The following is a 14123-nucleotide window of genomic DNA, read 5'->3' as shown; positions in this document are numbered from 1 at the left end:
CATTATCCTTCGAGTTCGAAGTCCGCCCCGAGGAGCTCGAGCTTGGTGAGGAAGTCCTCGTAGCCGCGGGCGATGATGCCCACGTTCGACACCGTCGAGCGACCCTCTGCGGTGAGCGCCGCGATGAGGTGGCTGAAGCCGCCGCGCAGGTCGGGCACCTCGATGTCGGCACCGTGCAGCTGCGACGGACCCGAGATCACGGCCGAATGCTTGAAGTTGCGCTGGCCGAAGCGGCACGGCCCGGCGCCGAGGCACTCCTTGTGCACCTCGATCGACGCGCCCATTTCGACGAGCGCGTCGACGAAGCCGAACCGCTGCTCGTACACGGTCTCGTGCACGATCGAGACGCCCTTGGCCTTCGTCAGTGCGACCACGAGCGGCTGCTGCCAGTCGGTCATGAACCCGGGGTGCACGTCGGTCTCGATGATGACGGGCTTCAGCTCGCCACCCGGGTGATAGAAGCGGATGCCGTCCTCGTGGATCTCGAACGCGCCGCCGACCTTGCGGAACACGTTGAGGAAGGTGAGCATCTCGGCCTGCTGAGCGCCGCCGACGAAGATGTCGCCCTCGGTGGCGAGGGCAGCGGCCGCCCAGCTCGCAGCCTCGTTGCGGTCGAAGAGCGCGCGATGCGTGAAGCCGCTGAGCTTGTCGACGCCCTCGATGCGGATGACCCGGTCGGTGTCGACCGTGATGACCGCGCCCATCTTCTGCAGGATGTTGACGAGGTCCATGATCTCTGGCTCGATCGCCGCGCCCGACAGCTCGGTGATGCCGTCGGCGAGCACGGCCGTGAGGAGCACCTGCTCGGTGGCGCCCACGCTCGGGTACGGGAGCGACACCTTCGCGCCGTGCAGGCCGTTGGGTGCCGACATCCGGATGCCGCTCGGGAGCTTCTCGACGATGGCGCCGAAGTTGCGGAGCACCTCGAGGTGGTAGTCGATGGGGCGGTCGCCGATGCGGCAACCGCCGAGGTCGGGGATGAACGCCTCGCCGAGCCGGTGCAGCAGCGGACCGCAGAACAGGATCGGGATGCGGCTGGAACCCGCGTGTGCGTCGATGTCGGCCATGTGCGCCGACTCCACGGCCGACGGGTCGAGGATGAGCTCGCCCTCGTCGACGCCGTGCGTGACCGTGACGCCGTGCACTTCGAGAAGGCCGCGCACGATGCGGACGTCGCTGATGTTCGGCACGTCCTTCAGGACGCTCGGGGTGTCGCCGAGGATCGCCGCGACCATGGCCTTCGTGACGAGGTTCTTCGCACCCTTCAATTCGATGCGACCGCGCAACGGCTTGCCGCCGTTGATCGTGAGCTTGTCGACGTTCAATCCGACTGCCGTTCCGTGGTTCTTGGCGTCCTGCCCGAGTGTGTTCACAGACTCCCTGATTCTGCCGGCTCCCGGATGGGGAGCGTCTTCGGCCGCCAAGACTCACGACGTGACTCGAACTCGGCGATGGACTCCTCGTCCCGCAGGGTGAGCCCGATGTCGTCGAGCCCTTCGAGAAGTCTCCACCGAGTGTAGTCGTCGATGTCGAACGAGACCGTGAGCGCGCCCGCGCTCACCGTACGCTCAACCAGATCGACGGTGACGGGTATTCCCGGCTGCGCCTCGACGACCGCCCACAGTCGCTCGATGTCCTCGTAGGCGACCTGGGCCGCGAGGAGGCCCTGCTTGCCGGAGTTGCCGCGGAAGATGTCGCCGAAGCGGCTTGAGATCACCACGTCGAAGCCGTAGTCGCGGAGCGCCCACACGGCGTGCTCGCGGCTGGATCCGGTGCCGAAGTCGGGCCCCGCGATGAGGATGCGGGCGCCCTGGTACTCGGGACGGTTCAGGATGAACTCGGGGTCCTGTCGCCAGGCGTGGAACAGGGCGTCCTCGAAGCCCGTCTTCGTGACGCGCTTGAGGAAGACGGCCGGGATGATCTGGTCGGTGTCGACGTTCGAGCGACGCAGCGGAACCGCCACGCCGGTCACGGTGCTGAACTTCTGCATCTCAGCGCCCCTCCCCTTCGGTCTGGAGATCCCATGGGCTCGAGAGCGTGCCCCGGATCGCGGTGGCCGCGGCGACGAGCGGCGAGACGAGGTGCGTGCGCCCGCCCTTGCCCTGGCGACCCTCGAAGTTGCGGTTCGACGTCGAGGCGCAGCGCTCACCGGGCGCCAGTTGATCGGGGTTCATGCCGAGGCACATCGAGCAACCCGCGAAGCGCCACTCGGCGCCGAACTCCTCGATCACCTTGTCGAGGCCCTCGGCCTCGGCTTCGAGGCGCACCCGCGCCGAGCCGGGCACGACCATGACGCGAACGCCGTCGGCCTTCCTCTTGCCCTTGATGATCGACGCGAAGGCCCGGAGGTCTTCGATGCGGCTGTTCGTGCAGGACCCCATGAAGACCGCATCCACCCGGATGTCCTTCAGCGGCGTGCCCGGTTCGAGCGCCATGTACTCGAGCGCGCGCTCGGCGGCGGCGCGCTCGTGCTGGTCGTCGATCGACGCCGGGTCGGGCACCGAGTCGGAGAGCGAGACGCCCTGGCCGGGGTTGGTGCCCCACGTGACGAACGGCTCGAGCGCGTCGGCGTCGATGAAGACCTCGGCGTCGAACCGAGCACCCTCGTCGGTGGGCAGGGTCTTCCAGTACTCGACCGCGGCATCCCAGTCGGCCCCCTGCGGCGCGTGCGCACGTCCCTGCAGGTACGCGAAGGTCGTCTCGTCGGGCGCGACCATGCCGGCGCGCGCTCCCGCTTCGATCGACATGTTGCAGATCGTCATGCGGCCGTCCATCGAGAGCGAGCGGATGGCGCTGCCGCGGTACTCGAGCACATAGCCCTGTCCGCCGCCGGTGCCGATCTTCGCGATCACGGCGAGGATGATGTCCTTCGCGGTGACACCGGGGCGCAGCGCGCCCTCGACGTTGATCGCCATCGTCTTGAAGGGCTTCAGCGGCAGCGTCTGGGTGGCGAGCACGTGTTCGACCTCGCTCGTGCCGATACCGAACGCCATCGCGCCGAAGGCGCCGTGCGTGGACGTGTGCGAATCGCCGCAGACCACTGTGATACCGGGCTGCGTGAGCCCCAACTGCGGCCCGACGACGTGCACGATGCCCTGCTCGACATCGCCGAGGGAGTGCAACCGGATGCCGAACTCCGCCGCGTTGCGCCGCAGCGTCTCGATCTGCGTGCGACTCGTGGGATCGGCGATGGGCCGGTCGATCGCGAGGGTCGGGGTGTTGTGATCTTCGGTCGCGATCGTGAGATCGGGCCGCCGCACCGGACGGCCCGCCACGCGGAGGCCGTCGAAGGCCTGTGGGCTCGTCACCTCGTGCACGAGATGGAGGTCGATGTAGATGAGGTCGGGGGTTCCGTCCTCGCCCTTCTTCACCAGATGGGCCTCCCAGACCTTCTCGGCCAGGGTGCGGGGGCGGGCTTCAGCCATGGGTACTGCGTTCAACGTTCGCTTCCTCAGAATCTGTGGTCAGCCGACGACGGACTCCGCGACGGGGATCGGCCTAGGAGGAGGCCCCGCCGCGGCACAGAAGGAGGAGTCGTGGAGCGCGCACCATCTCAGGCTACACCGTGTCGAGCGGCACTCGATCCAGTCGGACGGCGAACTCCCCAAGCAGCAGGGTGGCGCCGTTCGGTGCATCGAAGGCCCGGCCGGGCTCCAGTTCGTGCGATGCTCCCTCGGCCGTGAGCACGCGCGTGCCGTTCGTCGAGGCGAGGTCGGTGACCAGCACACGATCGTCGACGACCTCGACGCGGGCATGCGTCTTCGACACCGACCTGGCCGGGTCGGCGAGCGGGATCGCGGCGGCATCGGGTCGCGCGGGATCGGCCACGGGGTCGCGACCGAGCACCACGGGGCGGATGAGGAGCACCTCGGGCCCGCCCGCGGCCCGCAGTCGCCAGGCCCCTTCGGCAGAGCTCGGTGCTGGCGCCTCGATCCGCTCGACCGGGTTGGCCGGAACGACCGAACCTGGAGGCGCGGAGGGCGGCACGATGCCCGGCGGTGGACTGAACGACGGGAGGCCCCGCCGAGGCGCATCCTGCACCGTGCGATCGGGCTCATCGGTCGGCTGCGCCGCCGGAATCAGTCCCGGCGGCGGCACGATGTAGTCCGGCGAGCCCACCCGACCACTCTAGCGACGTCGGTGCACGCGGTACCGGGCGACGAGGCGGCGCAGCCGCCCGGCCGCACGTGCGACCGTGTCGACCGCGGCATCCGTCGCCTTCCACCGGTCGGCCACGACGGAGTCGCTCACGGCGGAGCCGCCGAAGACGTCGCGATCGATCGTCGCGGCGAGGGTCGCGAGCCGCAGCGCCGAGGGGGTCGCCTCGGCCGCCCCGGGCGCTCCCGACGGCGCCAACCCCTGCTCGGCGAGTTCCTGCTCCATCGCCCGGGCGACCTGCAGTCGGGAGCCGCGGGCGGGCGGTTCGAGCCCGAGCTCCGCGTAGCGGTCGACGAGCTCCTCCCACGCTCCGGCGGCCTGCCGATCGTTGGATCCACGTCGGCGTCGGCGGCGCCGGGCACCCTTCATCGCCGCAATGACGAGCATCGGGGCGAGCAGCGCGATGGCCGGGATCCCGACCGCGGCGATGGCCACCCACGCCCACGCCGGGAGCACGAACGGGCGGTCGCGGTCGTCATCGTCGGTGTCGTCGATCTCGACGGTCGTGAGGAGCTCGTCCTCGACCTGCTCGGCTCGTGGCGGCTGCCTCACCTGGGGCTGCGGTTCCGACTTCGGCTTGGGCGTCTGCTCCTGCGGCACGTCGACCTGGTCGGGGGTCGGGCGGAACGAGATCCATCCGATGCCCTCGAACGGCACCTCCACCCACGCGGTGACGTCATCACCCACGACCTCGACCTCGTCGGCGTCCTCGGCGATCTCGGGTGCGAATCCCATGACGACGCGCGCCGGGTACCCGAGGTGCCGGGCCATGAGGGCCATGGCCGCGGCGTACTGCTCCTCGTCACCCACCATCTGGCTCCTCGTGAAGAGCTCGATGAGGCGGTCGGCGCCGTGCCCGGCCCGTGAGGGCACCGAGTCACTCGCGAGGCCGTGGCTGAGGAACCCGCTCGTCTTGAGCGCGCGCTCGATCGCGCGCAACTGCTCGATGGGGGTCGCCGCCTCTCCGGCGTACTCCTCCGCCTTCGCGGCCACCACATCGGGTACGTTCTCGACGGCCGGCATCGGCGCCCGGGCCACGGGAACCTCGACGAGGTCCTCGAGCTCGGGCTCCTGCTGGATCCGCGACTCGAGGCGGTATCGAGCGCCCGTTCCGACCCCACTCGTGAGCACGGCCGTGCCCGCCGCGGCGTTGTACCGCAGGTCTCCCGCCCGTTGCCCGGTGCCTTCGTCGAGCAGCTCGAGCGTGGTTCCGTAGCCGACCGTCGGCACCCACACGTCGTCGTATCCCGATGACGTCACCTCGACCTCGCGAGAGCTGCCGAGGCTCGCGAGCGGCGGCTCGGGGAGCGTCGGCCCCACGATGGCGTATCCCCCGTCGGCCGCATCCTCAGGACCGGCGACGGTCCACAGCCGTCCGGTGTACGCATCCATGGTGGCGAGCCGGATGACGTCGCCCGGCTCGAGGCCCTGCACCTCGAACAACGGCGTCTCGGCGAGGTCCTTCGTGTAGGTCCGGAACCCGGAGAGCGGGCTCGGGAACTCGAGGGGGTCGAACGGCGGCACGACCTCGTCGCGCAGCACGAACCGGTCGGGTGCGACGGGGGTGAACGCGATGCCGGCGACGGCGCCGAGCGCCACGGCCCCGGCGACCACGGTCGCGGTGCCGGCGAGCTTCTGACGGCGAAGCCGCACCGCGCCGTCGCCACTCGATTCGACGGTGGCACCGCGCCGCCATGCGACCCAGACCAGCGCGATCGTCGCGAACGCCACCCCGCGCACACCGGCGAGGTACGCCTCATCGGTGCCGAGCAGGATGCCCGAGAGGTACAACGCCACCGGGCCGAGGAGCAGCACGCCGGACCGGAGCGCGGTGCGCCGTCGCGGGAGCCAACGGGTGACGAGCAGGGTGCCCACGAGCGCGACGAGCCAAGCGGCGAAGTACGGGACCACGGCGACGTAGTAGGGGGCTTCGACGGGCGCGCCGATCGTGACGATGTCGGCCCACCCGTACACCGCGCCGATGGCGAGGCCGGCCAGCCCCTCGAGCGACGGCAGCACCGCGAACAGCGTGCGATCGGGCATCGTCACGGGCGCGCCGACCAGGAAGTAGCCCGCCATCGCGACGAGCACGGTCGTCACGACGCCCAGCCGCCAGAGCGCGCCGGCTACCGCCGCGAGGGTGCCGACCGCGAGTCCCGCCACCGCGGCGACGAGGAAGCCGAGGCCGCCGTACGCCGTCTCGTAGCCGGCGATGCCGAGGAGCGAGAGAACCCCGAGCACGACGAGGTCGGTGGTCACCGATCGGGACAGCCTGGTCACGGGCGCACCCTCCGCACGAGGCGTGGCAGCTCGGCGAGCTCACCGACGGTCACGATGGTGGTGTCGCCGATGCGCGTGATGCGGGACGCCGCGCCGAGCTCGACGCGGACCGCGATGGTCTGCGTGTCGGCGCCGAAGAGCGTCTCGAGCGAGCGGAGGTCGGCCACCGCCAGGCGGGAGCCCGCGACGGTGATGACGACGCTCGGAGCCGGCAGCCGCTTCGTGGCATCCCGGACGAAGTCTCGGACGGTGGTGAAGGCGCCCTTCGCGGGCTCTATCCGCGAGCTGTCGTCGAGGAGCGACGTGGGCGTCGCCGTGCGGAGCGCGAGCCCCTCGGTGAGCACCGCGACCCGGGTGGCATCGCGGATCACCTGAACGGCGATGGACGCCAGCACCGAGACGGCCAGCTCGAACTCCTCCTCCGAGGCGTAGTGCGTGGTCTCGGTGGGTTGCACGAGGATGAGTTGCGATCGCCGCGTCTCCTCGTACTGGCGCACCATGAGCTGGCCTGTGCGGGCCGACGTACGCCAGTGCACGTTCCGCAGGGCGTCACCCGGCTCGTACGCGCGCAGCGCGTGGAACGAGATGTCGTTGTTCGTGATCGTCTTGGTGATCTCGCCCTCGAGGTCGCGCACGAGGCCGGCCGCCGACGGGCGGAGCCGCGCGGTCACCGGATGCACGAAGAGCTCGACGGGATCGCTCCATCGCATGGTGCGCCGCAGCAGCCCGAGCTGGTCGCCGCGCACCGACCGGGCCGGACCGGCGACGATCACGGCGCGCCGGTTCGTCGGCACCGCGAACAGCTCCTCGTGTTCTCCGCCCTGCGGCAGGGTCGGCACGATGAACTCCGCGAGCCCGGCGCCGACGGGCAGCTCGAGGCGCGACGGCGTGGTCGGCCGAGCACCCGCGTTCTCGACGACCAGGCGCCCCAGCGCGCGCTCCCCCGCCACCACTCGTGCCGGTTGCAGCTCCACGGTGACGGTGAAGTCCATGCGGCCGAACACGAACGGAACCGCGACGAGGAGCGCCGCGAGCAGCGTGAACCCGAGGAAGGCGAACTCCACCCAGCCGAGCAGCCACGCGATCCCGAGAGAGGTTGCCGCGGCGCCCGCGACGAGCCATCCGGCCGTCGACACCACGCCCGTCACCGGCCGGGCGAACCTCGCGACCGCGCCGCCGCCCGCGTGGGCACGACGACCGAGGGAGCGAGCGGAGGCCGCGAGCGACCGCCCCATCGTGCGCAGCGCGATGCGCGACTGCGAGGGCGGCGCTGGAAGCTGTTCGGGCTCGCTCATGCCGCCCGGTACGCGGGTGGGGCCACCTCGACGAGCACGCGCTCGACGATGTCCTGGGCCGTGGCGCCCGCGAACTCCGACTCGGGATCGACGATGATGCGGTGTGCGAGCACCGGCACGGCGAGCTCGCGCACGTCGTCGGGCGTCACGTACGTGCGCCCGTGCGCAATCGCCCACGTCTTCGCCGTGCGGGCGAGCGCGAGCGCCCCGCGCATGCTCACGCCGAGCGCCGAGTCCTGATGCTCCCGCGTGGCCGAGACGAGCTGGTTGAGGTACGACAGCACGGCGGCGTCGACGAACACCTCCGACGCGAGCTGCGACATCGTCGTGACCGAGCTGGCGGCGATGATCGGCGAGACCTTGGATGCCCGTGCGCGGTTCGCGGAGTCGAGCAGGAGCGTGACGGCCGTGTCGTGGTCGGGGTAGCCGAGCGAGGTCTTGATGAGGAACCGGTCGAGCTGCGCCTCGGGCAGCGAGTAGGTGCCGGCCTGCTCCACCGGGTTCTGCGTCGCGATGACCATGAACGGCGAGCCCACCTCGTAGCTCACGCCGTCGACCGTGACCCGGCCCTCCTCCATGACCTCGAGGAGCGCCGACTGGGTCTTCGGGCTCGCCCGGTTGATCTCGTCGGCGAGCACGATCGACGCGAAGATCGGGCCGCGGTGGAACTCGAACCGGCCCTTGCCCTGGTCGTAGATGGTGACGCCCGTGACGTCGGAGGGGAGCAGGTCGGGCGTGAACTGGATGCGCGAGTTCGTGCCGTCGAGGGTATTGGCGAGAGCCTTCGCGAGCACCGTCTTGCCGGTTCCGGGGAAGTCCTCGAGCAGCACATGACCGTCGGAGAGCAGCGCGACGAGCACGAGCTCGATGACCTCGCGCTTGCCGAGGATCGCCTGGTCGATGTTGTCGACCAGCTTCGAGAAGGCGTCCTGGAACCAGAGTGCCTGTTCGGATGTCACTGCCATGTCTGTTCCTTCGATCGGAGTCGCCGGTGCGGTGCCACGCGAGGTCACCACGAGTTGTAGGGGAGGTTGTTCCACTGGGTTCCGCTGATCGCACCCAGGGTGCGCGACGTGCCGCCGCTGATGTTCTCGAAGCGAACCGCGATCGTCTCGCCCGCCGGACGGACACCCAGGTGGTTCAGCAGCTGGAGCTGGCCGTTCGCGCCGATGTCGAAGGTCTGCTGGTAGCCACAGCAGGAGCTGCCGTTGAGCGTGGCGAACACGCGGTAGGTGCCCGGATCCATGTTGCTCCACGTGATGCGCACCTCGGCGCAGCCGCCGCCGCCGCTGTCGCATGACCGGCTCGGCCCCTTGCCGATCGAACCCGACGGCTGGGGGTTCTGCACGTTGAAGTTCGTCGTCGCGGCCGGGCCTGGCCTGCCGCTGCCCATGTTGATCGCGCGGACCTCAACGCTGTGCCCGCCCGCGCCGACCCCCGTGAACCGGTGGGTGCGGTTGGTACCCGAATCGTTCCAGCCACCCGAGTCGAGCCTGACCTCGTATCGGACGCTGCCGCCGCCGGTATCCGACGGTGCGGCCCAGCTGACGTCGACACTGGTGGGGGCCGTGCCGTTCACCTGGGCGTCGACGCTGCGTGGCGCCGAAGGCGTGCCGTATGGCGTCACGGCGGCGGACGGTGGCGACCATGCTCCCCACCCGATGGCGTTGTGAGCGCGGACCATGAATCGGTATGCCGTGCCGTTGCTCAGGCCACTGACGGCGTAGTTGGTGCCGCCCGCCGATGCGGGCACGTCGCGGATGGACCCGTTGACGTCGAGCTGGTAGCCGTCGATCTGGGCGTTGTTGTTCGCCGGGATGTTCCAGCGCACCGTGGCGGCACCGTCGCCGGCGGACGCGGACGGGGTGTTGGGCGCGTCGGGTTCGTCGCGCACCGTGACGATGATGCGCCCCTGCACCTCGCGTGCGGGATCACGGGTTCCGTCCTGGATGCGGTAGATCACGCTCAGGGTTCCGGTGAATCCCGCACCCGTGCGCACGGTGACGTCGGACGCGGTGAAGCTCGCCGAGGCGGCGGACCCGACATCTGCCTGGTCGATCCTCGCATCGACGACGCGAAGCGGAGTGTCGGGCGCGAACGGGTTGAAGTCGTTCGCGAGCACGTCGACCACGCGCGTGTCGCTGCGCTGCATGTCCACCGCGTCGTCGTTCGCCTTCGGCAGTGCGCGGGTCGACGACACGACGCCCACGTCGACGTAGCCGGGCACCGTGAACTCGTTGAACTTGACGTCGAACGTGATCCTCGTCGTCGTCCCCGGTTGCACGCCGAGCGGCGACGACACCCGGAGGATCGATCCCTCGATGATCTCGGCACGGATGTCGGCGGTGGTGCCGCCGAGGTTCGAGTAGGTGATCCGCTCGATGTTGTCGGGGTTCGGATGGTCGCTCGACGAGCGCAGGTCGATGTCGAGCGGCGCCTCCCCGGCCTCGATCGTCTCGCTGCGGGGCGTGAAGGTCGGCGGCGTGTCGTTGAAGTTCGGGTCGCCGACCGTGATGGGGATCGTGAGGATCGCGGTGCGGCCGATCGGATCGTCGGCGCCCTTGCCGTCGGTCACCTCGAAGGTGAGGGATGCCGCGCCCCGGTAGTCCTGGGCGGGAACGAACTGGAGTGCGGTGCCGCTCACCATCGCCGCCTCGCGGGCGTTCGTCGCCGACGCCGAGAGGATGAGCGCAGGGTTGCCCGACGGCACGATGACGAGGTCGTCGACGTTCCAGCTGATCTTCCCGTTCATCGGCACGATGATCTCGCCGAGGTCGGCGAGGTAGGGCGCGGGGAACTTCGCCTTCTCCTCGGCCGCGAGCTCTTCGGGGGTCTTCGGACGCTGCGTCTCCTCGACCGTGTCGTCGCCCGACGGTACGGGCGGCACGATCACGAACGCCATGGCCGAGAGGTCGTCGAGCTCGTTCGTCAGTCGGTACGCCACCGCGAAGCGCTCGCGGCCGGGCACGACGTCGATACTCCCGTCGGATGCCACCTCAGCACGCGCGGCGTTCGGACCCTCGAGCGTCACAACCAAGTCCTCGACGAGCCCGCCGGGGTTCGTGGCATCGGCGAGCGGCGTCACGGTCACGGCCTCGCCGTCGACGACCTGCTCGGGCTCGATCACCTGGTCCTCGGCGGTGGGCGGCTCGATGACGGCATCGTCGGTGACGGCGACCTGGAGGAACGCGGTGTCGGCGCCGCCATGGCCGTTCGAGATCTCGTAGCGGATCGTGTACGCCGCCTCCTGGTCGGGTGCCGTGACGACGATTCGTCGTCGATCCCGGATCTCCGCCTCGATGCCGTCGTCGACCTCGGGCAGGTCGGCGACGCTCAGGCTGAATCCGCTGGGGTCGGAGTCGTTCAGGAGCACCTCGACGGAGGCGGTGCGGCCGGGCTTCATCTCGATCGCGTCGTCGACGGCGGTGGGCGGAAGTTGCACGACCGGGCGCGGGATGACCCCGATCCGGATCGTTCCCTCGGCGATGGCCCCGAGCGTGTCGCGAAGCTCGTAGGTGAACGAATCGGTGCCCGCCGAGCCGTCGAACGCCTCGTACGTCAGGGAGGTGCTCGTACGCTCGATGACTCGACCCAGGTTCGGCGCCGCGGAGATTCCGGTCAGCGTCACGGAGTCGCCGTCGGGGTCGAGCTGATCGAGCGGGATGTCGATCTTCACGGCCGAGCCCGCGAAGGTTCTCGACGTGAGCGGCGTGGGCAGCGGTTCGCGGTTCTCGCCGGCGTCCCGAGCCACCACCGTGAAGCTCACGGTCGCGCGCGCCGCCTGCTCGAAGTCGTCGGCCACCGTGTAGACGACCGAGTAGACACCGGGATTCTCGGGCGCCTGGAAACGCACCGCGTCACCGTCGACGAAGGCGAGGCCGTCTGGCGTGTTGACGTCGGCGAGCTCGGGCTCCACATGGAGCTGCGCCGCGTCGGGGTGATAGTCGTTCTCCAGCACGGGAACGGTCACGATGTCGCCGGCCCGCACGATGGCGCCGTCTTCGACGGCAACCGGTGGCTGGTGCTTCACGAGCGGCGGAACGGGCACGATCGTCACCGTCGCGGTCGACGCGTTCACGCCGTCGGAGACGGTGTAGCTGAACTGCAGCTGGCGGTCGAGCGCCTGCGAGGCCGTGACCCGCGTGACCGTGTTCGTGAGGATCTCGACCGACACGAGGCCCTCGGTGGTCGAGTCGTCGATGGACTGCACGGCGAGCACGCGGCCCGACGGCGAGACGTCGTTCGCGAGCACGGGGACCGACAGCGGCTCGCCCGGCCTGAGGTATGCCGTGTCCTTGACGGCGATGGGCGGTGGCGCCTCGGCGGGCTGCTCCACGACCTGCACCCGCAGGAGGCCCTTGCTCACCGAAGCGCCCGCGCCGAGGTTGTACAGGAACACGTACTCCCCGGCCACGTTGCTCGAGAACGCGATCGTGCCCCGTTCGACGTTCGGCGTGATGGTCGCGTTCTCGGGGATCTCCTCGACGCCGAGCAGCTCGAGGCCGGCGCCCGATGGGGAGAGGTCGTTCGCGAGCGGTTCGATGAGTTCGGTCTCGCCGAGGAACACCCTCGCGAAATCGGGCGTGCCGACGGGGTTCAGCGTGCCGGTCGGCTTCACGTCGACGATGAGGGTTCCCGCCGCGGTGGTCTGGCCATCGGAGACGGTGAACTGCACCTCCTTCTGCCCGAGCTCGGCCGAGCGGTGCTCGAACGTGACGTACCCGTCGGGGCTCGCACGCACGGTGTCACCGCCGGTGGGCGACGCATTGACGAGGTACAGGTCGTCGCCGTCGGGGTCGTTCCAGTCGCCGAGCACGTTGTAGGAGAGCTGCTGCCCCTGTTCGACGCTGATCGCGCCCGATCGCATCGACACCGGCGCGGCGTTCTCGCTCTCGGGAACGATGCGCACGTTGACGGATGCCTCGTGCACGCCGCCGCGCCCGTCGTCGACCGAGTACCGGAACGAGACGGTGCCCGCGGCGCCCTCGGTGGGCGCGAACTGCAGGGCTCGGCCACCGTCGATGAGCTCGAGACGCCCCGCGGCATCCGAGATCTCGGTCGTGCCCGCCACCGTCAGCACGTCGCCGTCGGGGTCGGTGTCGTTCTCGAGGACCTCGAGGATCGTCGTGCGGCCCGGACGAACGCCGTAGTCGTCGTCGCGGGCGACCGGTGGCCGGTTCACGTCGCTGCGTTCGGCGAGCGTGTCCTCGAACGTCTGCTGGGCGCTCTTCTCGTCGCCCTCGAGCTCGTCGCTCTCCTCGGGCGGCGTGACCTCCTCCCAGTTGTCGACGAGGCGGAGGTCGGAGTCGACGAGCCAGGCGTTGCCGTTCGTCAGGTTGTTGAGCACGATCACGTCGCGGTTCACACGGAACTCGAGCTGCGAGCCCGCAGTGGGCTGCTCGATCGAGACGGCCCTCGGCTCCTCGCCGTCGCATGCCGCCAGGTACCATCCGGTCGGCGCCCATGCCCCGTGGATGCAGTCGCCGAGTCGTACCGGCGCGGCCACCTCGTCGAGCGAGGTCGCCGCGACATCCGACAGGTTCGCATCGGTTCCGGCCTCGATGATGCGAGGCTCGCCGCCGTCGAGCGGCACGTCGAGGAGCGCCGAACCCGTGGCGAGCACCACTCGGTCACGCTCGGGCCCCGACTGCTGGAGTCGCAGCGCCGGCTCGGGAAGCTCGATCGTGCGCCCGTCGACGACGATGGTGTCGGCCTCGACGTCGAAGGCGACCGCCAGTTCGCCGACCGCGGCGAGCTGGTGCCCGCCGAGGCCGGGCAGCGTCGAGGTCTCGGGGTCGTCGGCGTCTCGTCGGAGGGTGAGGAGCTCCTCGTCGTCGGGCGAGGTGGCGAAGATGGTGCCCTCGGCGCTCACGGCGACCTGGGCCTCGTCGTCGAGCTCGGCCACCGGGTCGGCGCCGCGGAAGTCGAACGACAGCTCGCCGCCCGCGGGAACGCGCCAGAGCTCACCCTTCGGCGAGAGGATCGCAAGGATGTCACCGCCGTAGGCGACCTTCGAGGCGGGCGGCACGTCGATGCGCTGCACGAGGGTGGTGAAGGACGGATCGATGCGCTCGAGCGAGCCCACGCTCGGATCGAAGAGGAAGGCGTCGTCGCCGTTCTGGAAGACATCGATCTCGTTCGTCGCGGCGGCGACGGCGGCATCGAGCTCCTCGATCTGCCGGTTGAGGCGCCCGGCCAGCAGCTCCTCCGCGTTCGTCACCCAGACCTCGCGGGCGCGCAGGTCGGGATCGGTGACGGGGAACCCCTGGTGCAGCACGGCGAACCCGAGCGGAACCCCGGCGAGCACGGCCAGCGCGGTGATCGATGCGACCTGCTTGCGGCTTCGGAGCCAGGACGTGAAGGTGCCCACGCTCAACTCCCCAGGATGAA

General features: G+C 70.1%; 8 protein-coding genes. All 8 read right to left on the bottom strand.

The features are described from left to right. Positions 1-2 precede the first annotated feature (2 nt). Positions 3-1373, bottom strand: a complete 1371-nt coding sequence (gene murA / locus AB0K73_RS13510) for a UDP-N-acetylglucosamine 1-carboxyvinyltransferase (protein WP_360513056.1) — start codon at positions 1371-1373, stop codon at positions 3-5. Further along, positions 1370-1990 carry a 3-isopropylmalate dehydratase small subunit gene (gene leuD / locus AB0K73_RS13505; protein WP_360513058.1) on the bottom strand — a complete coding sequence of 207 codons (621 nt, stop codon included), beginning with the start codon at positions 1988-1990 and terminating at the stop codon, positions 1370-1372. Before leuD ends, murA begins: the two co-directional genes overlap by 4 nt. A gap of 1 nt (position 1991) precedes the next feature. Beyond that, on the bottom strand, positions 1992-3425 hold the full coding sequence (leuC, locus tag AB0K73_RS13500; RefSeq protein ID WP_360513060.1) for a 3-isopropylmalate dehydratase large subunit: 1434 nt from the start codon (positions 3423-3425) through the stop codon (positions 1992-1994). Between the two features lie 133 nt (positions 3426-3558). After that, the gene (locus AB0K73_RS13495) at positions 3559-4119 is read right to left on the bottom strand and encodes an FHA domain-containing protein (protein WP_360513063.1); all 561 of its coding nucleotides are present in this window, start codon (positions 4117-4119) and stop codon (positions 3559-3561) included. A gap of 9 nt (positions 4120-4128) precedes the next feature. Continuing rightward, positions 4129-6438: a transglutaminase domain-containing protein gene (locus tag AB0K73_RS13490; protein ID WP_360513065.1), complete on the bottom strand. Its 2310-nt coding sequence runs from the start codon at positions 6436-6438 to the stop codon at positions 4129-4131. Then, a complete protein-coding gene (locus tag AB0K73_RS13485; RefSeq protein WP_360513067.1) occupies positions 6435-7733 on the bottom strand; it encodes a DUF58 domain-containing protein in 1299 nt (432 codons plus the stop codon). Before AB0K73_RS13485 ends, AB0K73_RS13490 begins: the two co-directional genes overlap by 4 nt. Continuing rightward, a complete protein-coding gene (locus tag AB0K73_RS13480; RefSeq protein ID WP_360513069.1) occupies positions 7730-8698 on the bottom strand; it encodes a MoxR family ATPase in 969 nt (322 codons plus the stop codon). The genes AB0K73_RS13485 and AB0K73_RS13480 overlap by 4 nt, the downstream gene beginning before the upstream one ends. A 44-nt stretch (positions 8699-8742) precedes the next feature. Next, positions 8743-14103 (bottom strand): Ig-like domain-containing protein, encoded by a 5361-nt coding sequence (locus AB0K73_RS13475; protein ID WP_360513071.1) that lies wholly within the window; start codon positions 14101-14103, stop codon positions 8743-8745. Positions 14104-14123: the final 20 nt, after the last annotated feature.

This window comes from Agromyces sp. NPDC052230 (assembly GCF_040679595.1).
GTDB lineage: Bacteria > Actinomycetota > Actinomycetes > Actinomycetales > Microbacteriaceae > Agromyces.
Note: the sequence above shows the minus strand (reverse complement) of the source record. Positions and strands in the feature narration are given on the sequence as shown.

What these genes read in the sequence shown, in the direction of transcription:
- leuD (WP_360513058.1), bottom strand. Translation starts at nt 1,990, where the DNA reads ATGCAGAAGTTCAGCACCGTGACCGGCGTGGCGGTTCCGCTGCGTCGC.
- leuC (WP_360513060.1), bottom strand. Translation starts at nt 3,425, where the DNA reads ATGGCTGAAGCCCGCCCCCGCACCCTGGCCGAGAAGGTCTGGGAGGCC.
- AB0K73_RS13485 (WP_360513067.1), bottom strand. Translation starts at nt 7,733, where the DNA reads ATGAGCGAGCCCGAACAGCTTCCAGCGCCGCCCTCGCAGTCGCGCATC.
- AB0K73_RS13480 (WP_360513069.1), bottom strand. Translation starts at nt 8,698, where the DNA reads ATGGCAGTGACATCCGAACAGGCACTCTGGTTCCAGGACGCCTTCTCG.